This window comes from Bacillus sp. UNC41MFS5, from assembly GCF_000686805.1.
In genome coordinates this window covers 1-23,909 of record NZ_JMLP01000016.1, presented here as the reverse complement: position 1 = coordinate 23,909, position 23,909 = coordinate 1, and the positions used below count along the sequence as shown (strand labels likewise).

Genomic DNA, 23,909 nt, shown 5'->3' with positions numbered 1-23,909 from the left:
GCTTAGCTATAAAATTTGTCCATTACCTTACAATATGAGTTCCTGCGCCTTCATTGATTGCTTCTTTTAAGCTTTCTGGGTTTGTGATAATGACCCTCGAACCATTTTTTTCTAAAAATCTTAGGCTAGCCTCAATTTTAGGAAGCATGCTTCCTGGAGGAAAGTGGTTTTCAAGTACATATTGTTTGGTTTCTTCAACCGTAATCTTTTCAAGTGCCTTTTGATTTGGCTTGCCAAAGTTAATACAAACTCTCGAAACACCCGTGGTAATGATCAATGTTTCCGCTTGAACCTGTTCTGCGAGTAGACTCGTTGCAAAATCCTTATCAATGACTGCGTCGATTCCCTCAAACGCATTGTTATTGTTCCTTACTACAGGAATCCCGCCGCCTCCAACAGCGATGACCACAAACCCAGCATTGATTAATGTTCTAATCGCATCTTTTTCAACAATGTTAATTGGTTTTGGTGAAGGGACCACTCTACGATAGCCGCGGCCTGAATCTTCTATGAAACACCAGTCTGGATGTTCTTTTTTCATTTCTTCAGCCTGCTCTAGTGTAAAAAATGCCCCTACAGGTTTTGTCGGATTTTTAAAATTGGGGTCATCAATACTCACTTCTACCTGTGTGATAACCGTAGCGACCTTTTTGTTAATACTCCTCTTGGCAAATTCATTGATTAAAGCCTGTTGAATTTGATAGCCAATCCCGCCTTGCGTATCTGCTCCACAATTGACCAGCGGTATCACCGGCATACCGGCTACTTCGTTGGCAATTTCCGATCTTCTTAGGCCAAACCCTACCTGTGGTCCATTGCCGTGTGTGACTACAACATTGAAACCTTCTGCTACCATATCTGCAATATTAACTGCGGTTTCGCATACTGCTTCATATTGGTCATTGACAGAGTCAAGACCATTTTCTCGGACTAATGAGTTTCCTCCAATTGCAACTATTACTAATTTTCCCATCAATTTTTCCCCTTGCTTTCGTTTGTTTGTCTCACTAGCAATTCAAGAGATTGTTCCTTATGCAAATGATATAACGGGTTAGTCGAATCATTTGCAATCGCATTCTCAATTGCTTCAATTGCTTCCTGATGTTTACCTAGAGTCCTAAGGCTGTTTGCCTTATGGAAAGAAAAATCATAGCGGTTTGGCATTAGTGCAAGTAATTTGTCCATTTCAACAACAGCAACTTCATGCCTGCCTAGTTCTCTCAGGTAATTGGATTTATGATAACGATAAAAAGTTTCTGTAGTGTTTAATGCACAAGCTTTATCATATTCCGAAAGTGCTTCCTCCGGATTCCTCATTGCTCTTAAACAATTGGCCGTATAGAAATAGAAGTCTAAATCCATTGGATCAAGGGCTAATGCTTTGTTGTATTCCTCAAGTGCTTCCTCATATCTCTTTAATTCTTGTAAGAAATAGCCTTTGTAGTAAATCAAATCAAGGTTTTGACCATCATGTTCAAGGTCCTTTTCAATTTCCAAGATAGCTTCCTCATAATGACCGCTTCTTGCAAGTTGTTTAGCCTTTTTAATAGATTCATTATTTTCTTCAAATTCCTTGTTCAAGATGGCTGAAATCTTATCGTGGCCCATTTCTTTTGCATGCTTTAATGCTGATTTCCCGTCTCTATCAGGGAGAAACACATCTGCACCGGCGTTTACTAGTTCTTGAATGATATCGGAATATAACCGACCGCCATTACCCAGAATCACGGACTCAAGCAGAGCGGACCAGCCTAAATTGTTCACATGATTTACCGGAACCCCAGCATCCAAGCAAACTTGAACGGTTTTCAAATAGCCTTTCTCACTAGATGGAAGCAATGCAGTGCCTCCAAAACGGTTCACACTATTTAAATCCGCACCATACTGGAGCATTAAGCTTAAAATTTCATGAAATCCGTTTGCACCGGAACAAATAAATGGAGTTAGCTGTGTTATATCTCGTGTATTTACGTCACTGCCAGCCTCAAGTAATAATTTAACTACATCAATTTGATTTTTTTGTGTTGCTGCCATTAACGCTGTTCGACCTACAGCATCTTTATAGTGTGCGTCTGCACCAACATCTAAAAGCTGTTTTGCAGTTGTTAGATTGCCCTGCTCACTTGCTTCAATCAGTTTGCTGTGTAATGAATGATTTTCCAAAGTGATTCTCTCCTTTTGTTGTGTTCCCAACATGAAGTCTATCAATTTAAATATGATTAAAATCGGTTCTGGTCCTAACAGAATTAGGACCAGAATCTATTACTTAATGTTTTCGCTTAGAGCACGTAGTGCCTTTTCAAACGCTCCAACTGGAGGATTAGTGATTCCTGCTCCAATCATTCCAATTCCCGCTTCCTTATGGGCTATTGCCGTATTAATGATTGGCATGATTCCCGTCTGAACAACCTTTCGAACATCGATTCCAGTCGGAATACCCATGAAATTCAACAATGGAATCGTTACGTTTGGATTTTCTGCTGTTGTAATTTCTTTCATTTTTTTAGAGTAGCCAATTGCGTCCTCGATTGTTCCGCCTACAAGAGCAACAATAGCAGGGGCTGTCGCCATCGCAAATCCACCGATTCCATAAGTTTCAGTAATTGCGCTATCCCCAATATCCAATCCAGAATCTTCAGGCTTGTAGCCGGCAAACATTGGCCCAATTACTTTTTGCGCCGGACCTGTAAACCATGTATTCCCCGGAATTCCACTTACACGGATACCGAACTCAGTACCATTACGCGCCATTGTTGTTACAATCGTACTATTTTCAATGCCATGTGCTGCGTCAAGAGCACATTTCGCAAGGGCCATCCAAGTTGGACCAGAGAAATAATCACTGCTTGCAACAAACTCAAAAACTTCTCGTTTTTGTTCAAGTGTAAAATCTGTTTGAATAATATAAGGTGTTAACGCCTGGATTAAAAGCGTTGTTCCTGCAACGTTGCGGTTATGACACTCGTCACCCATATGAAGGGCTTGAGCAAGCATTAAACGCAAATCAATTCCATTCGAATTTAACTTCATGGCTGCACTTAGGATTGGACCGAAAACATCGCGCATCCAAACTAAACGGTCAATAACACTTTGATCATTAGCACCCATTCGAAGGATTTTTGATAGCTGCTCACTCAAGTTTGTGTAAGCAATATTTCCATAGGTTTTATTCTCTACAATGTGCATATACATCGAAGCAGATGTTACACCAGCCATTGAGCCAACACAGTTGTGCTCATGACATGGAGAGAAGGTAATATCACCAGATGCAGCCAGTTCTGCCGCTTCTTCTAAATCCTTTGCAAGTCCTTCAAATACAATTGCCCCAGTCACAGCCCCCCTCATCGGACCATTCATTTTATCCCAAGTTATTGGAGGTCCAGCGTGAAGAATCGTTGATTTCGTCATACCTGGCACACAATCAATTGCTTTTTCAAAACCAACTAATACTGGCTGTGAGTTAATAATTCTTTCAACAGCTACCCTATTTGCTGCTTCAATTTTTTCAAGAATAGATGGATCCTCAAGCATATCAAGGGCTGCAATAAGTTCAGGGTTGCCTCTGCCTGGCGGGGTCCACTCTAGATGAGTCACTTCTGTATTTTGTTTTACTAGATCATCCTTAAATGACTCGATTCCCACGTTAATAACATTAAGTTTTTGATTAAAAAGCTCATTTATTTTACTCATGGCTTATTCTCCCTTCACAACAAATTCTCTTGCCAAAAGGCCTGCATTCTGGCTGCTGCTGGCATGTGTCACACCTGAAGCTAACAGCTTTTCTACCTGTTCTTCAAGGTTTTGAGGATCCAAATCTGTTCCAAGAACGTATCCGATAATTTCAAGATGCCTTCCTTCTTGTTCCGCATTTTGCTTTGCCTCAATGATTGCAGGAAGCATTGCTCCAACTGGATCTTCGTGCGCCCCATATCCTAAAACAAAGTCCATGACGATGACACCAACGGATGGATCTTTCGCCTCTTGGATAAACCTTGAAATTCTTGTGGACGGATCAATCATTGGATGTGGTTTACCTTGTGTGAACTCATCATCACCAAAATCAATAAATGTGTGTTCTTGACTAATATTTTTATCTTTCAAGCGATAGTTAGGATCTCTTTGGATATTACTATAGACATTATCGAACTTCTCTATTGCAGCATGCATGGCCTCATCGCAAAGGGTACCGCCGCTGAATAGCCCGCGAATATATTTTTGTTCTGGTGTTAATTTGGTACGAACCTCTTCAATAAGTGGTATGTTTAGTGCCCTTTTATTAATTTTGCTTTCATCAGCACCAGCCAATAATACCGCTTTAAGCGCAGCCTCTTTAGACATTTTCGCAAAATGTCCGCCCGCTTGTTTGACCTTCTCTTCATCTCCACCAACAAACCAAACAACAACTGGTTTCTTGCATTGTTTTATTTGTGCTAATACTTTCTCTTCAACACTTGGTGCAGGTGGCTTTGATACAAGAAGAATGACTTTCGTGGCGTCATCCTCCTCAAGTGCTTTGATACCATCAAGCATCATGATTCCGCCAATTTCCTCTTTTAAATCTCTGCCGCCAGTACCAATCATCTGTGTGATTCCACCGCCGAATTCATGAATACGTACACTTACTTCTTGGCTTCCTGTTCCTGATGCCCCAACGATACCAATGTTCCCTTTTCTTACAACATTGGCAAAGCACAAGGCAACATTGCCAATTATTGCTGTTCCGCAATCTGGTCCCATCATTAATAAACCTTTTTCATGGGCCAACTTCTTTAACTCAATTTCATCTTCTATGCATACATTGTCGCTAAATAGCATGACATGGAGATTGTTTTCAAGAGCTTTTCTAGCTTCTCTCGTGGCATATGCTCCATTTACAGCAATTACTGCTAGATTAGCTTCAGGAATACCTTGAGATGCTGATGTGATCGTTGAATATTTGACTTCACCTTTCTCAGTGGAGGTTTCCTTTTTTGTCATTAATTCTTCAATACCTATGAATGCGCTTTCACACTTTTCATCATTTGCAGCATTAACCACAATGATTAAATCACTTGATTTTGCCTCTTCCACTTCTGATGTCATTAATCCCACATTTTTCATTACTTCTTTATTCATTTCTGTACCCATTGCGATAATAGCCTGTTCAACGCCTTCTATTTGGTTCGCTTTTGTTGACAGTGACATCAAAGATACAGAATCAAAATAGGTGTTTGCTTTTACAATTGCTTTTACTGTCATGATTGACCTCCTGCTTTAAGATTGGCTTTCAACCCGCAGACAAGCCCTAAGGCTAAATCTGTTCCTGATGAAGAGCCGATATTTAGTACTTTATTTAAAGTGAGATACAAGTCTTCTTCTTCTCCATAAAGTATGGAATGGATTAAGTGAATAACAGACTCTCTCACTTGACCAATTGATGCCTTTTTTAACGCCATATAGCTTATTTCATTCGTTAAGTTTTTTGCATTCTGCAACACTTCTTCACAAAATGATTGATGTAGATAGAGAGGGCTATTCCTCAAATTAATAATCGTAAATAATCCAACTAGGTAGTCATCCCCTGAGGGAGTTAATCCTGGACCAAGACCTATTAACGAAACAGCATGATGCAAGGCACTGGTCATCCGATTATTTAATAATCCCTCTAATAATAACTTGGTTCGTTCTTCGAGCAATTTAGACATTTCAGCTTCAAAAGGACTTTGGCCAACTACTTTCTCTTTCATTCCTCCAGCCTTCCCATGGATATCGATGTATGCCATCATTCTTTTTAAATTTCGATTGATGTTTTCCGTGTTCGCAGGGTACTCTGGTAAAATACTAAACCATTTATCAGCTTGATTCGTAGATATGGCAAGCTTATTTGAAATGTGCAATACATTATTTTTTACATACACTGCATCATTGACATCGATATTGAATTCTTCCATGCTGGGAGAATGAATCACAAGCGTATTAGGTCCATTATCAATTTGGGTGCTGGCAATCGTAAATAATTCTCCATTTTCATGACAATGGATATTAATAATCCTTTTAAATGTGCTATGAACAAACCCAGTTAAATCCGAATTATTAATTCTTTCGATAAACCCAAGTTCACCAGATTTCGCATTCCTCGATTGTGGCACATCATTGATCTGGAACGTCTGTACATGCAGCCCCTTTCAAAGGATATATTTGTAAAGTACAGTATAAAAATAAGCCCCAACTTTCCATTTCCCTAAAAGGGAAATATTTGTTTAACTGCTATTTTAGTTTGACAGGCTATGACCTTACATGTTTATTTTAGATAGAATGCATAAAAACCTCATCGTTTAAGCAAACCAAAAAAATTAGATATCGTTTGTGCATGTTATACAATTATATATGTCGATTTTTCGACAAAGGAGTGATAACCTTGCTGACCGTTAAGGATTTATTTGAAATACAAGCGATTGATGGAATAAAGATAGTTGCTGGGGAAAAAGGAATTGATAATGAAATTTCAATTGTAAATATCATTGAAAATCCCGAGGCATTTGACTGGCTTTCACCTAATGAACTCCTATTATCTACGGGTTATATTTTTAAAGATAATGAGGATTTACAAATTAGAATACTTAACGAGCTTTCAGCTATTAATTGCGCTGGTCTCATTGTTAAAATGAAACGATACTTCGAAAAGCTCCCACAGAAAATGATCGATTATGCAAACGAATTGGGTTTTCCATTGATTGAGTTGCCTTTTGAATATACCTTATCAAAGGTTATTTCTATTATTAATGAGAAAGCATCTGGCCGTTATGATTTATTAAATAGAAAAACCCTAGACATGCATAACTTATTTTTTCGAATTACACTGGAGGGCGGAGGGATTGAAAGGATTTCTTCCATGTTATCGGGCTCTATTAATAATCCAATTATTTTCGTTGACCCGGATTGGAAGTTGCTTCACTACACAGAACATCTAAATAATAAGGTACCTCTTTCATACTGCTTCAATCTTGTTAAAAATCGACCTATTTTCAATAAAGAGTTTATTCAATCTGTTCCTAAAGAGATAAGTGAAATGAAAAAAAGTATTCAACGCACTTATTACTTAGAAAGTATGGAAATAAAATGCCGCATCCTTCCTATCGCAGTTTCAAATAATATTTATGGATATATTGTTGTATGGCAGACTGTTCAAGAATTAACGGAGTTTGACTTTATAATTTTAGAGCAGGCGTCAACTATAATGGCACTGGAACGTATAAAAGCAAAGGAGATCGAGGAGGTAAAATTAAAAATCAAACAGGATTTCTTTGATGATTTGCTGACTGGAAAAATAACATCCGTCGAAACTATTCACACCTTTAGTGAAATGCATGGATTAAATCCGAGTTATCGTTACTACTGTATAGTCATTAATTTAGAATCAGAGGAAAATGACAGTTATGATGATATGGTTGCAAGGAGGGTTCGGTTGGAGAACAAATCCAGAAAATGTGTGGACATAGTCTATAATCTTTCGAACTATTCAAACGCTGAGGTCACATGCTTTCATAGAAACAATCGTATCATTATAATGATTGGACAAAATGACAATAAACCTTCTCTATCGGTAAATGAGATAAAACAATACGGGAATAAAATTTATAATGTTCTTGAAACGGAAATAAATAACACAACCTTCTTAGTTGGAATTGGCCGTCAGTACGAAACCATTCATTCCCTTCATAAGAGCTTTTCTGAAGCCAATGAATCTATTCGGCTTATGGAGAAATTTAATATACGAGGGGGAGTATCTCATTATGAGGATCATTCCATCTATCACTTTTTGGACAGTAATATCAAAGATTCAGAATTAGAAGAGTTTTTTAAGAAAAGCCTTGGGAAAATCTATGAGCATGATCATTTACATGGGACGAGTTATATCATTACGCTCGAGAACTATTTTATTAATAACCTTAATATTAGTGAAACAGCAAAGGCGATGTTTTTACACCGAAATACGCTCATTTACAGAATCGAGAAAATTAAGGAAATCTTAAATACCGATTTAAAAAACTCAGAGGAATTACTGCAAATACAATTAGCTTTAAAAATATTTAGACTCTTAAATAAAAAACTTCCTATCAATTCTTAAATCAGCTGGGTCCCGTTCTCAATGAACCACGGGACCCGTCTATTTTTTTGGGGGATAAGAAGTCGATATGACCTTATTCCGATAAATGGTATTGTAGGAATTCAATCACTTGTTTAAATGCACCTTGAACAACCGGATTATCAAAATCCTTATCGAATACATGCTCTCCATTTGGAATTGTGATTAACCTGGTTTCAACCCTTTCTTTTATCAGTGCTCCTCTCATAAATACCGATTGTTCATATGGAACATCATCATCCTTTGTCCCGTGTAACAGTAGGGTTGGTGGATAATCCCTAGTAATATTTTGCTTTGGACAAAACTTTAAGAGTGCATCCTTATGTATTTTTGGATTTATCCCCGTAATCTCTTGAATCCATATCCCTTGTTGTCGAGCATACACATAATAGAGAAACCTCTGTTCTATCGATGCCTCTGTAATCACTTGGTCGGAGATAAGCCTTCTAGCAATATTTTTAGTGACATTGTCCTTTTGTAAATAGAAACTGCTGGGATTTGTTGCCCATTTACCAATGATATCTCCATAGCCATAAAAAGAGACAATTGCACGTGGTTTATGTGTAAATGAACCCGTACAAAGCGCCAAAAAACCACCTGCAGAGCTACCAACAACAGCAATTCTTTTCGGATCAATGGAAAATTCATTTGGTCCTTCTGATTTTAGCCACTGTAATGCATCTTGAACATCATCCAGAATGTCCGGCAATTTTGTCTCAGGAGCTAGCCTATAGTCGATAGAAAACAAAGCAAATCCATTATCATTATAGAATTTTATCATCTCATCACTTATTTCTTCTCTTGTCCCCCAAACAAGCCCACCACCATGAATATAAACTATAACTGGTGCATGATCATTGCTATTTCCATAAAAATCAGCCTTTATCGAAAAACAATCATTACTCTTATATATAACTGTTTTCTTCATTTGAACACTACACGTCCTTCTTGTAAGTAAAATCGAATTGCTAAATTGTAGATTATTTTCTAGTCTAATAAAATCCAAACGGTAAGCCATTATCTTAAATTGGGATAATCCCTACTCTAAATTTACGACATATTTTACGTATTATAAATTGTACAACATGCCTAATAAATACCCTATATTTTTGGTCTGGGTAAACAATAAGGTTATTAGAGTTTCCTACAAAGTAAGAAAATGGAAGAGAAAAAAGCAGACAGTGGTACTGTCCGCCTTTTTTGTTTACTTTTAGTGAAACTAAGTTTTACCCATTTTTCACAGTTATCTTACGGTGCAATACATGCTTTACTGCACTAACATACTCGGCAACGGCCCGTTGACTGATAGCCGCGTTAGGAGTAAGTCCTTCAAATCCATGGTAACATCCAGGATAAAGGTGGAATTCCACATCAACGCCAGCCTGGCTAAGCTTGGTTACATAGGTAAGTGTCTCATCACGGAATGGATCTAATTGCCCTACGCAAGTATACGTATACGGAAGTCCCGTCAGATCGGTTGCTCGCGCTGGGGCTGCATACTCCGAAACATTTTCTGTGCGATTTTCCCCATTGAGGTACATGGACCAGCCTTTTTCATTGAGGTCATGATTCCAAATCATATTTCCGGTTATTTCTAAACTTGATGGTGTATTATTGTGATCATCAATCATCGGATACAGCGGCATTTGGAAACATAACTCTGGACCTTTTCGATCGCGGGCCAATAGTGCGAGGGCTGCAGTTAAACCTCCACCTGCACTAGCCCCCGCTGCTCCAATACGGGACGAATCAATGCCTAATTCATCTGCATTTTCAGACACCCATTTTAGGGCTGCATAGCAATCTTCCAAACCTGCCGGATATGGATTCTCAGGAGCTAAACGATAATCAACGGAAACCACCACACAATTCGCATCAATGACAAATTGCTGGCATAAGACATCATTATCCTCTGGCGTTCCGAGGACATATCCACCTCCGTGAATCCACAAGAGACCTGGTAATCTCTCGTGTTTTTCCTTTGGTTCATAAATTCTCACCCTAACCTTAAGGTTAGACTCTGGACCAGGAATCATCCGGTCATATATATCAACATGCTCGTCTACTGGTATTTCGATAGCAAGTGCCGCCTCAGCCATAAACTGTCTAAATTCCTTCAGGTTGTCCAAATCAAGCGGTGGAAATAATTCAAGCGTCTCTCTTAATTCAGGATCAATTCTATTTTTCATCCATATTCCCCTTTACTAGTAAAATCTTATTTTAGTATTTCAACATCAATGTATACGTTTACAATACAGAAGATATGCCTTTTTTTGCTTTTAGATTATTGCAAAAATAAATACAAATCTGTTATATTTTGCTGTATTGTAGATGAATAGAAGATTCATAGGATTTTTTTAAGGAGGAATGGACGTGATTAGAAAGCTTACGGATCAAGATCATCACCAGGTTTTTGCTTTTTTAAGTGAGGAACCATCTATAAATCTATTTATCATCGGGGATATTGAGGCATTCGGTTATTCTTCGGAGTCCCAAGAACTCTGGGCCGAGTTTGATGAACAGAACACGATTACAGCCGTACTTCTTAGGTTCCATCAATCTTTTATACCTTATGCAAAAGGAGAATTCGATACGAACGGTTTTGTATCGATTATGAAGAGCTATAGCCAGCCTATTCTCTTATCCGGAAAATCAGATATCGTAGAGAAGTTTGAAGCATATGATGAGCTCCAGCTTGGTAAAAAGCAAGTGACTTATTTTGCCGAATGTCGTACGGATGAATTACTGTCTCCTGATAATGTCGGATATAAAAAGGCTAGCATCGAGGATGTTGATCAAATTTTAGAACTCCGCAAATCAATTGTAGAATTTAATGTCAGAAGTGATGCTCGGGACGTATTGGTACAGTCGATTGAGGCAAATACATCAAGAACCTATTTTACAGAAGACAATGGTGTTATGACCGCTTGTGTTTCAACCGCAGCAGAAAATTCAATGTCGGCAATGATTGTCGGTGTCTGCACCAGAACAGATTACCGCCGAAAAGGTCTCGCCACTTCTATTATGAAAAAGGTAGTTCAGGATGTTATAAATGAAGGCAAAACACTTTGCCTATTTTATGATAATCCTGAAGCCGGCCGAATTTATAAGCGGCTGGGCTTTAAAGATATTGGAATGTGGACCATGCATCGCTGATTTGTAAATAAATGGGGAGTAAGAATAATTCCATCCATATTACGTATACTACTCTTTAGGTTTAGGGGGTGAGTATATGCCAAATCAACAAAATAACCAACAAAAAGGGAAAACCAATCCTAATCAACAAGGCGCGGGGTCTCAGTATCACGAGGAGCATGCGAGTAATGTTCCTGATTATGGAGCAAACACGGTCGACCCCAATGCTTTTACTAATGCCGCTGAAAACAATGAACAATCATGATTTCTTTTAGACGCCCATTTGTGGCGTTTTTTTTCATCAGTACGGTTAAGACTCAAGAATTTCTTTAATATTTTTTAAATCTTTCATGTTTGCTCGTTTCATCATTGGAGCCATAAACGGAGCAAATACTTTTGAAAAACCAGTTGGATTCCCTATATTCCTTAACATCATCCGTGTACGATTTCCCTCTATCGATTCCCAAGTATAGATGGTCTCCATCGGAAACGGCCCCTGGGCGGTTTTCATAACTAGCTTTTTTTCAGGTATATATTCAGTTATTTCATAGATATAGGCAAGTTCCCTTCCAAGAAAATGTGCTTTAAAAGCCACTCTTGTGCCCAACTGCAATGGTTTTTCCGTTTGCCATTCGGCCGATTGGATATTGACATACCATTCTGGGGCCTTGTCAGGATTACCTGCATAGTGAGATACCACATCAACAGGGCGATTAATTATTATCTCTGTAAAAACATCTACCATTATTACCCTCCACTATCTAAATTGATTGGGATACGCTTTAATTTTTCAAAAGTGTATCCATTCTGGGTATTAATTTCTAGTTTCTTCATCTTCTTAGTTAATTATGTTAATATCCTAAAAGCATACAGAAATCGGTTCTTTATTTTTGGAATTATTCGATTTTTTTAATCTAGAGAATGGAGTAGATGCTGCTTAAGTGGTATAGTTAGTTAATAAAGTTACTTCAATTTAGAATTTCTATAGTGCAAAAGCCTACTAATCAACAAGATAAAGTAGAGAATCGACAAGAGGTGTTAACCATGAAACAAGAAATTGGATTTATTCAAAGAGAAGTGTTAAAGGAAAAGCCTGACTTTACTTCACTTGGTTTTGGGAAGTATTTTAGTGATTATATGTTTGTCATGGATTATCAACATGAAGTGGGTTGGTTTGATCCGAGAATTACTCCTTACGAACCATTAACGCTTGAACCGTCTGCGATGGTATTTCACTATGGACAAGCAATCTTTGAGGGAATGAAGGCCTATAAGACAGCTGATGGTGCAATTCAGCTTTTCCGTCCAGAAAAAAACATGAGCCGTTTGAATGAATCATGCGAAAGACTATGTATTCCCCAAATAGATGAGGAATTTCTATTAAAAGCGATTAAACAATTAATTTTAACGGAAAAAGATTGGGTTCCTGAAGGTGAAGGGACATCGCTCTACATTCGTCCGTTTATTTTCTCAACGGAGCCATATCTCGGCGTCCGCCCTGCGAAACAATATAAATTGCTTGTTATCCTCTCACCATCTGGAGCTTATTATGGAGACCAGTTAAGCCCTGTTAGAATTTATGTAGAAGAACACTATGTTCGCGCTGTTATTGGCGGAGTAGGTCATGTAAAGACTGCTGGAAACTACGCAGCAAGTCTGAAAGCGCAGGAAAAGGCAGATGAAAATGGATTTGCCCAAATTCTCTGGCTTGATGCTAAAGAGAATAAGTATGTAGAAGAAGTTGGCAGCATGAATATCTTCTTCAAAATTAATGGCGAAGTGGTCACACCACGATTAAACGGAAGTATTTTACCAGGGGTAACACGTGATTCCGTGATTGAATTACTAAAATATTGGAATATCCCTGTACGAGAAGAGAAAATTTCAATTGAAGAGGTATTTGCAGCACATGCGCGCGGTGAGCTTGAGGAAGTGTTTGGGGCAGGAACAGCTGCTGTTATTTCCCCTGTTGGCGAATTAACTTGGAATGACCAAGCGATTACAATAAATGACCGTCAAATCGGCGAACTTTCGCAGCGCATTTATGATGAAGTGACCGGCATCCAACTTGGGAAAAAAGAAGATCCGTTTAACTGGACAGTGAAGATTGAACAGGTAGAGGTGTAAAAAGAAACCGGGCCGGGCAAATCGCTAACGGTTTCCGTTTCCTATCGCAAAACGTGAATTTACAGCTAATTATTTAAAGTAAAAATGCAAAACAAAAAGCACCGTATTTGCGGTGCTTTTTGTTTATAAAAAATAGCCCTGGCTCTTAATGAACCTAGGCTACACACACCGTATTAATATACTCACCGAAAAGAAATTTCCACTTTTCCTAAATCACTGAACTCAGCAGTAAACACATCCCCTTTTTGTGCAACTACTGCTGCGGATAAAGCACCTGATAAAATCACTTCTCCAGCTTTTAAAAGGACATTATATTCAGATAATTTGTTCGCTAACCAGGCTACACACGTGGCCGGATGACCTAATACATCTGCCCCTGTCCCTTTGTTCATAAGCTCGCCATTTTTATAAAGATTCATTTTGATCTTAGTCAGTTCTAAACCATTGACAGCGAATTTTTCGTCGCCTAATACATAAAGCCCGCAGGAAGCATTATCGGCAATAGTGTCTTGGAGCTTGATCTTCCAATTCACAATTCGACTGTCCACAATCTCTAATGAAGGAATGATGGACTCAGTTGCAGCTAAAACGTCTTCCGCTGTCACATTTGGACCTTTAAGATCCTTATTGAGAACAAAGCCGATCTCACCTTCAACCTTTGGTTCGAAAAGCGAATCGACAGCGATACTGCCCTTATTTGGAACACTCATGCTCTCCAATAAGTGACCGTAATCCGGCTGGTCGACTCCTAATAGCTCTTGCATGGCAAAGGAAGTTAACCCAATCTTTTTCCCAACGATTTTCTGTCCAGCCTTGACTTTCTGATCAATCGCTTTTAATTGGACTTGATACGCTTCATGAACAGTCAGGCTTGGGTACAGGTCGGTTAACGGCGTGACGGATTTTTTCATTTTCTCTGCATGGAGCAAATGCTCGTATGCATCTTTTATTATATCTGTTTCTTGCATGCTCAAAGAAAAAACCTCTTTCTTTTAAATAATAAAAAGAACTTTGATAGTACAGGTTTCTACACTCGCACTATCAAAGCTGGGTGAAAATATCAAAACTTATTTCACGGGAATTTTACAAAAAAAGTCAATAATGACCTTGTTAAATTCTTCTGCCTTTTCCCATTGCGGCCAATGTCCAGCATCGTTAATGACGGTTAATTCACTGCCAGGAATCATCTCTTGAATGGGTTTTGCTTCTTCGACTGTAGAGGTTGGGTCATGATCGGTCCATGCTAATAAGGTTGGAACATCAATCTTTCCACACCAGGATGGATCCCAGCTATAATTTTTCCGATATTCAATCTCTTGAAGGGCAACAATGTGCTGAACAGCTTCTTGGTACGATGGCTGTGTATAAATTTTGTAACGAGCTTCAATAAGCTCATCGGTGACTTGACTCTTATCGTACATTAACCATTCAAGTCTAGTTTTTACATTTTCATAACTTGCTTCCAGAACGGCTTTAACGGTGGATTCCTTCAGCTTTTTCATAACTTCAGCCTTGTTGTTAACATTTCCTGGAGTATTTAAAACTAATGCTTTAGCAATCCCTGGGTGATGGGCAGCGAACCATGCTGCAACCCAACCGCCTAGTGATTCACCAGATAGATAGACTTCTTTCAGGTCTAAAGCCTGGATGACCCATAATAGATGATCACTATAAGAATCGATTCCGTAAGGCCGATCCGGTTTTTCTGTGTAACCATGCCCGAGCATATCAATGCAGATTACACGGAAATGCTCACTCAACCCTCTAATGTTCCGGGCGTAAGCCTCAATATGACCGCCAGTACCATGAAGCAAAATAAGCGGTTCCCCAGTTCCTGCTTCTAGTACTCTCGTTTTGATTCCATTTGCATCCACATAATAATTCTTAAACTCTAAATCTGCTAAATCTGTCCAAATTGTCATTTCGTTCTCCTCCTCCGTTTTTTGAAAGTCTTATCCTTTATGGAACTTGACAACGCCCATTCCCGTCACCCATTCTGGGATTGGCTCATAATAAGCCACCTCTGGTTCAAACCCTTGAAGAATTCCTAGCAGCATAAGCCAGTTATGAATTTCCTGACCGCCATTGCCTCCATTTTCCTCGATAAAATCAGGGTCCCATTGTCTTAGTGCTTGATAGTCTTTTTCTGTAATAAATCGTAAAAATTCACGATCCCACTCTTCATTGACCGGTCCGGATTTCAAACTTGTCACACGTGTTTTACGTGTGTTCAAATATTCGTCAAGCCGCTCAATTTCTTGACGGCCATTTGTTAGGACCTTAATTAACTCTTGATCTTCATGCTTTTCACTATCAATCTTTGGAATTGGAACCCAGTGAGAGATCCCTCCTGAAGCGACAATCGTTACCTTTTTTTCGCTTTCCCATGATTCAATTGCTTTGCGGACGACTTCTCCGACTTGGAAACAGCGGTCCATTGTAGGCAGCGGTGGTGCTGCTGTATTCACAGCAATCGGCACAACCGGTATCTTTAAATCAGGGTTTAAAAAGTGGACGGCTTGAGTGTGGCCATGATCCACTTTCATTCTCATTGAAAAAGCAAAATCCACATTGTTCGCCAAACCTGTATCAAGAACATGCTTCGCTAATTCTTGCTCGACAGGAATTTGATATTCAGGAATTTGCCAGTCGCCCCATCCTTCACATCGATCAATCCCAATCGTGAAGGATGGCATATGATCATAAAAATAACTATTGAAATGATCATCTGAAATTAAGATAATCACATCTGTTCCAATATCCTCCAGCCATTTTTTCATGTCGGCAACTGTATTTAGAAAACGCTGCCCTTTTTCTCCGCCGCCAGCTTGATTGGTCATAATCATTGGACTATGTGACATTGCTATTCCTGCAACGATTTCAGCCATGTCTTCCACCCCTCTAATCTGAATATATTTTTACGATTCGGGCGAGGATTACCCCGTTCTAATCCATTTATCAAAAATTCAAAACCAAATGGTGAATTTATTCACTCAATTTTCAGATCGCCCAAAATGATACCCGCTTGCAGTGCCAAGAAAAGCTGACTACTGGTTTGTAAATCATTGATATCAGCATCTAATATTTCACATATTTTTTGCACCCGATATCGTAATCCACCAATCGACAAATTCATTATTCTTGCTGCTTTACAGATATTTTGGCCACTTTTAATGTAATAATATATAGTTTTGGTTAACTCTGATTCTTTCCCTCGATCGTATTCAAGTAATTTCGAAAGCATTTTGTTGCAGAAATGCCTGATATCTTCCATTTTTCCTGCGCGAAATAAAATCCCCACCGCTCCTAAATCATCAAAGTACATAATTTCTTTTTGCTGATAGTTCATGTTCAATAGAATGAGAGCTTCATTGTACAGAATCGGTATATCTTCAAGAGACTCTGATCTTGAACTCATCCCGATTTTAAAAGGTATATTAGGGTATTTTACTTTCAGAAAACAAAGTAATTTTCTGACAAATTCATCGACATTTATAAAATATTTCGCAAACAAGTCAACAGGCAGCAACGCAGCTATGGTTTGAGAGTCTTCCGAAATTAAGATATTCAGATTACGCTCTATAAAATATCTTGAAAAAACTTCAATCAAATTCATGCCGCCGATTGGATCCTTTTCATTTTGATAAAAATTTGGATCCACCTTCAAAACTAAAAATTGATACTCTTTGCCCAAATCCACTCCAATTTGTCTGGCCCTTTTGAATAATACTACAGGGTTTAAACGATTTTGGATCATATCTTCTAACAATCCGCCTTTGATGTTTAACTTCAGTTCTGTATCAAGGATTGTTTCGTTGTTATAATTACTCACAGATCCGATGAGACACAATTGCTTCATTTTCAACCAATCAACTGCAGAAAAAGAGGTGTTTATAAAGGAGCAATACCCAACAATCTTGCCTCTGGATATCATCGGAGCAATTAATCTCTTATGTTCATCAGATTGAACCAGTTCGACAATTTGTTGCCTCTCAATAAGCTCAGTCAGTTTGATATGATTATCTCCATCGAGATTATTTTTAGCGATTTTCTTTAAGTTACTGCTATATTGTCGAGCCAGTTCCGAATCTAGGCCTATTGAGTAAAGATAGTTAAAGCCTAGATCCTCAAGAATGATGGGGATGTTTGTAAGCTGATAGCATACGTCAGCCAATCGTGTTTCCCCAATGCCATTTAGAAACTGCCCTATGGCTTGGTTATTGAAATCCATGGCAGCCTGCAAGTTATTTTTTTCAGTTAAAACCGTATCAAGGCAGTTCAGAAGCATTTGTGGCAGTCCCGATTCGAACTCCTTCTCTGTGAAGTTATAGTTTCCAAAATGCGACGACATTTGAATAAACATTTCCAATGCTTTAGGATATTGGACCTTATTTTGCAATATATTCACCCACTTAAGAAAGTTACAAGCTTATTAGCTCCCCTGAAAAATTAGCATTTTAAGATTATTCTACTTCTCCTGAGTGTGCTTGTCGATTTCATGCGGGCACATCCTTCACAGAAAAAACCAAATATCCCATCTTTCCAATTGCCGTGCTATCTCATCCTTACCTAAACTGCTCTGATTGGTGAAATGGAATTAATAGTACTTTTTCAATCTCTAATCCTTAATTTCTCCAGCAATCCCTGACTTCCCGTTTTTCTGCGAAGTCCCCGAATACCCCAGCCTCCATCGAAATTCAATACCGCTCCTGTAGCCGGAATATTGTCATTTCGCGAGGCAAAAAATACGTAAGACCCAGTATAATCTTCTCCGTGCAATATACGTCCGATCGGAGAGGCTGACTCTACATTCTCCTTACCAGGTTCCAAGTCATCGTCTTTGTACCATTCTTGATACATGCTCGATATAGACCTATTGTCCATTTCCAGAGAGGCAGGTCCCCTCAAATCAGTCAGTGCACCGCCAATGGCAATGCCGTTCACTCGGATATAAGGAGCTAATTCAAATGCTAACTGGCGAACCAAACCAACAACGGCGTGCTTGGTGGATGTGTAAAGCGGTCCGCCTCCGTTTGGGTAAAAGCCTGCATTAGAGACAGTAAAGATCATATTCCCCCGGGTTTCCGCCAATTGCGGCAGACACGCCTTGGCCGCAAGCAAGTAACCCTTGACATTGATATGGAACAATTCATCAAATGCTTGATCAATCTTGTCTTCCGGAAGATCCACCAGCGACATGTTGTAATCCCAAATACCGACATTTGCAATTAACGTGTCAATTTTTCCAAAATGTTCAGTACACCGGCTAACCGCTGACTTGAGGTCACTGAACCGGCGTACGTCTCCAACCATTCCAATGACATTTTCACCATACTCTTGTTCAAGCTGATTCAGACGATCTGCTGACTTGTCAAACACTGCAACTTTGGCACCTTCAGCCACAAATCGTTCTACAATGGCACGGCCGACGCCGGATGCACCGCCTGTAATGAAGACCACTTCATTGGTCAATCTCATAATTATAGCTCCCCACTCGTATAAATAGTCACATGCAGCATGGTCTTAGGTTGGTTACTCTTTTTTTTCAAAGTATCCGTCTTCAAATGCCACATATACATCGTCTCCATCAACCTGTACCGGATACTTTTTCAAAGGTTTCCATGGGGGGGCCATCTTTACCTCTCCTGTGCGGGCGCAAAACTTTCCCATATGCAATGAGCACACGATGACACCTCCCTCTAGATAACCACCTTCAGACAGCGACCATTTGGCGTGAGAACAGCGGTCTTGTGTTGCAAATACTTCGCCATTGACATTAAACACCGCTACTGCCGTGTCTCCTTCCACTACCTTTAACCCCTCATCATCTGGTAGATCTGACAACGTGCAAACCTTTGTAAACTTCATACTGCACTTCCTTTCAGCCTGTAGTAATGATTAAAAAAAGACAGACAAGTTATTTGACAATAGCGTACTTTGATCAATCAAAATGGTTCGGCGGGCAATTTTAAAACCCAATCCTCCCTCTGAACGCCGCAGTATATCCCGACGCTCTCCCGGAAAAATATCAGACTGACGCTCCGAACGGTTGCGATACACGATAAATGACGATGCCACCTCATACGTGTTCGGATCCTCCAATTCCCGAATCATAACGTTGGAAATCATGTGCCGTGTACGTGACACCGGATTCTCCGCCCAGTTCACTCCGGATACTCTCGCTCGAATACGTCCTCGCATCGTTTCAAAGGTATCGTCGTAGTGCGCTCCTTTTCCTTGAGGCGTATACTCCTGCGATATTTCTCTACCTACTCGGTTCATGCGAATCGGCATCCAATAATGAATATCCTTGTCCAACAGCTCGAACCACGCTTCAAACTCCGAGTGGTCTAACAGCTGCGCTTCCTTGTAGTAAAACTGCTCAATTTCATGTTGCAGCTCCAGACTTGAGCTACTTTCCTCCCATTTAAACGGTTTAATTAACTCCTTTATATCCATACCCTTTACCACCCCTTGTTTTATCCTAAATCGTATGACATCCGATCCCTCATATGTGTAGGCAACGACCCTAACTTAAGATTGGGGCTTCAATGTATCCCAACTTGGTTCCGACATCATGCGGGCCCAGTGGGAATAGAACCCTCTAGCTGCTTCTTCAGAAAATACATAGGAGGTTTTTCCCGGAAATTCCGGATTGTTTTTCCCCTGAACATTCAGCCCCATTTGCATAGCCAGCGGTGCAGTTCTGGACTTGTACCCACGAAGAGCGCTCTGAATTTCAACCCAGTTTTCCCCGTCATCCTGCTCGAACACTCCACTGGCACTGAACGTACGGACATTTTGACGAGACAGTTCATCCTTGATTTCCTGCGGCGCATCCTTATCAACGACGACGAAGGCCCACACCTCAATCTGATTCGGTCCCTTTGGATGCCAAGTCCGCACAGTGTTCATCCCATACGGCAAAAATGAGCAGTTTGGGAAGATTGTCATGTGGCTTGTTGCCATTCTGTCGTATGGCAAAAGAGGAGCCAAACGTTCTTTTGCCTTTTCATAAGCCGGGCCTTCGCTATAATATTTGTCGACTATTGGTCCTACACGTACCGAACCTCTTGCTGTATCAATATAAAAGCCGCAGCCATGACCGCCCCATTCGGATCGGAACTGATGTCCTTTCATATGCGGCTCATAATTGGACAAATCTTGCTCGGGTGGCAACCCTGCAACTACAGCAGCCAAATGAGATGACAGGGCATGGTACATGTCACTGGCAAATTGCTCTGCAGCAAACTTCCAGTTACACTCAATCACCCACTTTTGCATGACCCCGATGGCTTCTGTCCCTGCCTCGGAACGATCCAACATGGTGTCCATGTAAGGGGTTGCATCACTCAAATAAGTCAACAAATCCGGCGCTTCCGGATCCCAGTTGGCAAATACTAACCCCTTGTATATCTCCACCCTAGCCTGCATCGGTCCCCAATCTTCTTTCTTAAATCCGGAGAATGCTTCTTCTTCAAACGGTACATTGACAAGATCGCCTGCTGTGTTATACGCCCAGCCATGGTAAGTGCACGTGAACGCTTTTGCATTCCCGCAATCCGCCCGGCAAATTTTCATCCCACGATGACGGCATTGGTTATGGAACACCTTAATGCTCCCATTTCTCTGCCGTACCATCACAACAGGATCTTCTCCCATATAGGTGGTCAAGTAATCTCCCGGTTTGGGAACGTGGCTCTCATGGCCAAGAAGCAGCCATGAACGACCAAAAACCCTCTCCAATTCCAACTCATAAAGTTCCTGATCCGTATAAATACGTGGATCTAAAACTCCATTTTCCTCATCTATAAGTGCACGAATTGCTTCGGGTGTCCATTTTCCTAAATTAAGGCTCATAGATTAAAACCTTCCTTTCTATTTAATCGAGAATTGAAATCGCTTTCTTGTATAAAGTTTAAATTTTTTTACAATTAAAAAATACAACAAAAAGTGCTTTTTATTTGTGGATTTTCTGAACATTTAGTATAAATAAGATTACAAAAATTCCTATTTTACTACACTCGAAATTTAAACATATGTAACCAAAGTACTTTCAAAGCCGCGCAATTTAAGCGTTAAATACAAACCAAGACACAAAACAAAATAAAAAATATTAGACGAAAGACATAATCCTGAATTTCGAAAGTAACTTTCTTTGAAAAAAATGCTCCAACTCTTTGGTAGAATGGTGTTTTACGAGAGATCGACCATTTCGGTGCCGAAAAACTCAGTAAAACCATATTTTAATTTACTAAAAGGCTTGATAAATACGCATTTTAATCAACTTCGGGACGTCAAAAAAACCTTGATTTATCAAGGCTTTTTCTTTTTGTTAAAAATATGCAAATGGTAATACCGAAAACTTGCTGAAAATGAATGGAAAACTCTAATAGTTAGTCTGCATTTTGTAGTAAATAAAGAAAAGGCTCAATTCTAGTAAACTGAGCCTTTTCTTTATCTTCTGCTTCTTCAACTAAAGCTACCCGGTAGTGTAATAGTTGAAGAACCATTTTTTTTACTATAATCCTAAAACCTTAACAAAATAAAAAAATGTATGTCTTGAATTTTTTTTCTTTTCTCCTAGACTCATCTTTAAATTCATACATTTTTCATACCTCAGCTTTTCTTCCTTTTCCTTAAGTTTAACAAATATGGTTCTTAAACTGCATCTTTAGTGAAGTAGAGTAAGAAACTGATTTCAATGGGATAGCCTTCGGCTATCTCACCTACTTTCAGTTCCTCCTCATCAATCCGTACGTGAGGTTTTCCCTCATACGGCTTTCCGACGTTCTTCTTCCTTTGGCATTACAGAAACTAACTTGCTAACTTCACCAATATATGACTAATCATTCTTCTCACGTCAGTTGAATTTCCGTGTTTCGAATGCCTATTTCTTTTCTTGTTATAAAATAAAGTAAGGCGCTCTATCACATACCAATCAATCCGGTTAAGCCATTTCTTTGCTTGTGATGATATTTGATAGTAATTTTTTTTTGAAACCTTGTAGTCTCTTATTTAATCCCATCACCAAATCATAAAGATCCATATACAGTTTTCCTCTTGGCTCTGTATACGCCTTAATCTTTGCACGCATTTTCTTCATAGCGTTCTTTTTCGGTATATGCGACATGACATGAATTGTTTTACCACCCTTTAAACGGAGTGGAAATTTACGATTGTGAAAACCTAGAAAGTCGAATCCTTCTACATTGTCCCATAAGCGAACCAATCTTGATTTCTCCCTATTTATTGAAAGGTCAAGTTTTTCCATAATAGCTTGAATCACGCGAATACTTTCAAGCGCCTTCTGTTTGGTATTGCACATGATGACGAAGTCATCCGCATACCTCACTATTTCACCTAGGTGTTTAAACTTTTTCTCCCAGAGCTTGTCCATTGGATTTAAATAAATGTTTGCTAATAGTGGAGATATCACACCACCTTGCGGTGTTCCTGTAATTGGATTGCTTATTTTCCCCTCTTCCATAATGCCAGCTTTCAACCATTTACGAAGTAATTTTAAAACTCTTCGGTCGCTTATACGTTGCTCCACTAGTTTCATCAGCTTATCTTGGTTGATGTTATCAAAATACCCTTGGATATCGACGTCTACTACCCAAAAACATTTCTTACTTGCCTTACGAATCTTCGCCATGGCTTGATGAGCATTACGCTTAGGGCGAAAGCCAAATGAGCAATCCTGAAAGTCTGCCTCAAAGATAGGTTCAATAATCATTTTGGTTGCCATTTGTACTACTCGGTCTTTTATAGTTGGAATTCCTAATGGACGTTTCCTTCCGTCGTCTTTTGGTATGTAGGTTCTTAGGACCGGATGTGGATGATATCTATTTTCCTTTAACTCTAGGTAGAGTTCGTTCAAGAATTTCTTCTCCCCATACTCCTCGACGATACTTTCAATCGATTGTCCATCTACACCTCCACTACCTTTCTTTCGTTTCACACGTTGCCATGCTTCCCATAGGATGTCAGGACGATAGATTTTATCATATAAAGCATGAAACTTGCGACCAGTGTTTTCCTTGGCACAAAGATATAACGTCTTCCAGAGTTCTTGAGCTTTTGCATTATTGGTGTAGTTAGCCATTTTCTTGGCATTCACTGACTCTTACCCCCTTCCAACATATGAACGAAGTAGGGTTCCTTTCCTAGACAAAGTTATGTTGTCCTTGTCATCATTGGTGTAGAGTCGAAGGAGGTCGGCAAAAGCCTTCCTCCGTCCGCTCAATCAAACGGATCGTACAGTTTTCCCGTAATCCGCTTTCCTTTATGTCATCCTTTAGATGCAACTTTAGATTCTAAATCTGGAATTAATGAAATAAGGTTTACAAGTTTGTAATCCGAATAGAGTTTGGATTCGTGAAGTTTCTTCCAACCCATGTTTCGCCATCTTTTAAATCGATGGCTCCATATTCTTCTTACAATCCAGCGTTGGAGTTTATTGAAGAGTTTTTTAACGTGAGCTTTACGATAGTAGTTACCCCATCCTCTGATAACAGGA

22 protein-coding genes are annotated in these 23,909 nt (G+C 39.5%); 4 read left to right on the top strand and 18 right to left on the bottom strand.

Annotated features, from left to right (window positions below):
- Nucleotides 1-22 precede the first annotated feature (22 nt).
- The 5 genes from arcC to BR30_RS0109000 all read right to left on the bottom strand — a co-directional run bounded on the left by arcC (nt 23) and on the right by BR30_RS0109000 (nt 6,128).
- Nucleotides 23-973: a carbamate kinase gene (gene arcC / locus BR30_RS0109020; RefSeq protein WP_026564747.1), complete on the bottom strand. Its 951-nt coding sequence runs from the start codon at nt 971-973 to the stop codon at nt 23-25.
- Nucleotides 973-2,163 carry an ankyrin repeat domain-containing protein gene (locus tag BR30_RS32900; RefSeq protein WP_231507658.1) on the bottom strand — a complete coding sequence of 397 codons (1,191 nt, stop codon included), beginning with the start codon at nt 2,161-2,163 and terminating at the stop codon, nt 973-975. The genes arcC and BR30_RS32900 overlap by 1 nt, the downstream gene beginning before the upstream one ends.
- 99 nt (nt 2,164-2,262) lie before the next feature.
- Nucleotides 2,263-3,690, bottom strand: a complete 1,428-nt coding sequence (locus BR30_RS0109010) for a YlbE family protein (protein ID WP_026564746.1) — start codon at nt 3,688-3,690, stop codon at nt 2,263-2,265.
- A 3-nt stretch (nt 3,691-3,693) separates the two neighbouring features.
- A complete protein-coding gene (gene fdrA / locus BR30_RS0109005) occupies nt 3,694-5,238 on the bottom strand; it encodes an acyl-CoA synthetase FdrA (protein ID WP_026564745.1) in 1,545 nt (514 codons plus the stop codon).
- On the bottom strand, nt 5,235-6,128 hold the full coding sequence (locus BR30_RS0109000; protein WP_035445274.1) for an oxamate carbamoyltransferase subunit AllH family protein: 894 nt from the start codon (nt 6,126-6,128) through the stop codon (nt 5,235-5,237). The genes fdrA and BR30_RS0109000 overlap by 4 nt, the downstream gene beginning before the upstream one ends.
- A 269-nt stretch (nt 6,129-6,397) precedes the next feature.
- Here BR30_RS0109000 and BR30_RS0108995 point away from each other — a divergent pair, with 269 nt between their 5' ends.
- The gene (locus BR30_RS0108995; RefSeq protein ID WP_026564743.1) at nt 6,398-8,107 is read left to right on the top strand and encodes a PucR family transcriptional regulator; all 1,710 of its coding nucleotides are present in this window, start codon (nt 6,398-6,400) and stop codon (nt 8,105-8,107) included.
- Nucleotides 8,108-8,180: 73 nt separating this feature from the next.
- Here BR30_RS0108995 and BR30_RS0108990 read toward each other — a convergent pair whose 3' ends face one another.
- The gene (locus BR30_RS0108990; protein WP_026564742.1) at nt 8,181-9,053 is read right to left on the bottom strand and encodes an alpha/beta hydrolase; all 873 of its coding nucleotides are present in this window, start codon (nt 9,051-9,053) and stop codon (nt 8,181-8,183) included.
- Between the two features lie 298 nt (nt 9,054-9,351).
- The gene (locus tag BR30_RS0108985) at nt 9,352-10,314 is read right to left on the bottom strand and encodes an alpha/beta hydrolase (protein WP_026564741.1); all 963 of its coding nucleotides are present in this window, start codon (nt 10,312-10,314) and stop codon (nt 9,352-9,354) included.
- A 184-nt stretch (nt 10,315-10,498) separates the two neighbouring features.
- Between BR30_RS0108985 and BR30_RS0108980 the strand changes: the two genes are divergently transcribed.
- Together BR30_RS0108980 and BR30_RS36565 are read left to right on the top strand one after the other, a co-directional pair.
- The gene (locus BR30_RS0108980) at nt 10,499-11,281 is read left to right on the top strand and encodes a GNAT family N-acetyltransferase (RefSeq protein WP_026564740.1); all 783 of its coding nucleotides are present in this window, start codon (nt 10,499-10,501) and stop codon (nt 11,279-11,281) included.
- Nucleotides 11,282-11,357: 76 nt separating this feature from the next.
- Entirely contained in the window at nt 11,358-11,525 is a 168-nt protein-coding gene (locus BR30_RS36565) for a hypothetical protein (protein ID WP_155928503.1), read from the top strand.
- A 45-nt stretch (nt 11,526-11,570) separates the two neighbouring features.
- On the opposite strand, the gene BR30_RS0108970 is transcribed toward BR30_RS36565, so the two are convergent.
- The gene (locus tag BR30_RS0108970) at nt 11,571-12,005 is read right to left on the bottom strand and encodes an SRPBCC family protein (protein ID WP_026564739.1); all 435 of its coding nucleotides are present in this window, start codon (nt 12,003-12,005) and stop codon (nt 11,571-11,573) included.
- A 299-nt stretch (nt 12,006-12,304) separates the two neighbouring features.
- Between BR30_RS0108970 and BR30_RS0108965 the strand changes: the two genes are divergently transcribed.
- On the top strand, nt 12,305-13,387 hold the full coding sequence (locus tag BR30_RS0108965) for a branched-chain amino acid aminotransferase (protein WP_026564738.1): 1,083 nt from the start codon (nt 12,305-12,307) through the stop codon (nt 13,385-13,387).
- A gap of 182 nt (nt 13,388-13,569) precedes the next feature.
- Here the strand turns inward: BR30_RS0108965 and BR30_RS0108960 are convergent, their stop codons facing one another.
- The 10 genes from BR30_RS0108960 to BR30_RS32890 form a co-directional block, all read right to left on the bottom strand.
- A complete protein-coding gene (locus tag BR30_RS0108960; protein ID WP_026564737.1) occupies nt 13,570-14,355 on the bottom strand; it encodes a 2-keto-4-pentenoate hydratase in 786 nt (261 codons plus the stop codon).
- Between the two features lie 99 nt (nt 14,356-14,454).
- Nucleotides 14,455-15,309 (bottom strand): alpha/beta fold hydrolase, encoded by an 855-nt coding sequence (locus BR30_RS0108955; RefSeq protein WP_026564736.1) that lies wholly within the window; start codon nt 15,307-15,309, stop codon nt 14,455-14,457.
- A 30-nt stretch (nt 15,310-15,339) separates the two neighbouring features.
- On the bottom strand, nt 15,340-16,275 hold the full coding sequence (locus tag BR30_RS0108950) for a DODA-type extradiol aromatic ring-opening family dioxygenase (RefSeq protein WP_026564735.1): 936 nt from the start codon (nt 16,273-16,275) through the stop codon (nt 15,340-15,342).
- Between the two features lie 101 nt (nt 16,276-16,376).
- Entirely contained in the window at nt 16,377-17,750 is a 1,374-nt protein-coding gene (locus BR30_RS0108945) for a PucR family transcriptional regulator (RefSeq protein WP_155928501.1), read from the bottom strand.
- Nucleotides 17,751-17,998: 248 nt separating this feature from the next.
- Nucleotides 17,999-18,865: a 3-(cis-5,6-dihydroxycyclohexa-1,3-dien-1-yl)propanoate dehydrogenase gene (gene hcaB / locus BR30_RS0108940; RefSeq protein WP_026564733.1), complete on the bottom strand. Its 867-nt coding sequence runs from the start codon at nt 18,863-18,865 to the stop codon at nt 17,999-18,001.
- A gap of 54 nt (nt 18,866-18,919) precedes the next feature.
- Complete coding sequence (locus BR30_RS0108935; RefSeq protein ID WP_026564732.1) at nt 18,920-19,255, bottom strand: non-heme iron oxygenase ferredoxin subunit; 336 nt, start codon at nt 19,253-19,255, stop codon at nt 18,920-18,922.
- Nucleotides 19,256-19,285: 30 nt separating this feature from the next.
- Nucleotides 19,286-19,846, bottom strand: a complete 561-nt coding sequence (locus BR30_RS0108930; protein ID WP_026564731.1) for an aromatic-ring-hydroxylating dioxygenase subunit beta — start codon at nt 19,844-19,846, stop codon at nt 19,286-19,288.
- A gap of 75 nt (nt 19,847-19,921) precedes the next feature.
- On the bottom strand, nt 19,922-21,247 hold the full coding sequence (locus tag BR30_RS0108925) for an aromatic ring-hydroxylating dioxygenase subunit alpha (RefSeq protein ID WP_026564730.1): 1,326 nt from the start codon (nt 21,245-21,247) through the stop codon (nt 19,922-19,924).
- A gap of 1,090 nt (nt 21,248-22,337) precedes the next feature.
- A complete protein-coding gene (gene ltrA, locus BR30_RS32895; RefSeq protein ID WP_231507656.1) occupies nt 22,338-23,510 on the bottom strand; it encodes a group II intron reverse transcriptase/maturase in 1,173 nt (390 codons plus the stop codon).
- Between the two features lie 170 nt (nt 23,511-23,680).
- On the bottom strand, nt 23,681-23,909 hold a 229-nt coding region (locus BR30_RS32890), incomplete at its 5' end, for a group II intron maturase-specific domain-containing protein (RefSeq protein ID WP_026565194.1).

What these genes read in the sequence shown, in the direction of transcription:
- BR30_RS0108955 (WP_026564736.1), bottom strand. Translation starts at nt 15,309, where the DNA reads ATGACAATTTGGACAGATTTAGCAGATTTAGAGTTTAAGAATTATTAT.
- BR30_RS0108985 (WP_026564741.1), bottom strand. Translation starts at nt 10,314, where the DNA reads ATGAAAAATAGAATTGATCCTGAATTAAGAGAGACGCTTGAATTATTT.
- hcaB (WP_026564733.1), bottom strand. Translation starts at nt 18,865, where the DNA reads ATGAGATTGACCAATGAAGTGGTCTTCATTACAGGCGGTGCATCCGGC.
- arcC (WP_026564747.1), bottom strand. Translation starts at nt 973, where the DNA reads ATGGGAAAATTAGTAATAGTTGCAATTGGAGGAAACTCATTAGTCCGA.
- BR30_RS0109010 (WP_026564746.1), bottom strand. Translation starts at nt 3,690, where the DNA reads ATGAGTAAAATAAATGAGCTTTTTAATCAAAAACTTAATGTTATTAAC.
- BR30_RS0108965 (WP_026564738.1), top strand. Translation starts at nt 12,305, where the DNA reads ATGAAACAAGAAATTGGATTTATTCAAAGAGAAGTGTTAAAGGAAAAG.
- BR30_RS0108930 (WP_026564731.1), bottom strand. Translation starts at nt 19,846, where the DNA reads ATGGATATAAAGGAGTTAATTAAACCGTTTAAATGGGAGGAAAGTAGC.
- BR30_RS36565 (WP_155928503.1), top strand. Translation starts at nt 11,358, where the DNA reads ATGCCAAATCAACAAAATAACCAACAAAAAGGGAAAACCAATCCTAAT.
- BR30_RS0108945 (WP_155928501.1), bottom strand. Translation starts at nt 17,750, where the DNA reads ATGTTTATTCAAATGTCGTCGCATTTTGGAAACTATAACTTCACAGAG.
- BR30_RS0108990 (WP_026564742.1), bottom strand. Translation starts at nt 9,053, where the DNA reads ATGAAGAAAACAGTTATATATAAGAGTAATGATTGTTTTTCGATAAAG.
- BR30_RS0108925 (WP_026564730.1), bottom strand. Translation starts at nt 21,247, where the DNA reads ATGAGCCTTAATTTAGGAAAATGGACACCCGAAGCAATTCGTGCACTT.
- BR30_RS0108960 (WP_026564737.1), bottom strand. Translation starts at nt 14,355, where the DNA reads ATGCAAGAAACAGATATAATAAAAGATGCATACGAGCATTTGCTCCAT.
- fdrA (WP_026564745.1), bottom strand. Translation starts at nt 5,238, where the DNA reads ATGACAGTAAAAGCAATTGTAAAAGCAAACACCTATTTTGATTCTGTA.
- BR30_RS0108950 (WP_026564735.1), bottom strand. Translation starts at nt 16,275, where the DNA reads ATGGCTGAAATCGTTGCAGGAATAGCAATGTCACATAGTCCAATGATT.
- BR30_RS0108970 (WP_026564739.1), bottom strand. Translation starts at nt 12,005, where the DNA reads ATGGTAGATGTTTTTACAGAGATAATAATTAATCGCCCTGTTGATGTG.
- BR30_RS0108935 (WP_026564732.1), bottom strand. Translation starts at nt 19,255, where the DNA reads ATGAAGTTTACAAAGGTTTGCACGTTGTCAGATCTACCAGATGATGAG.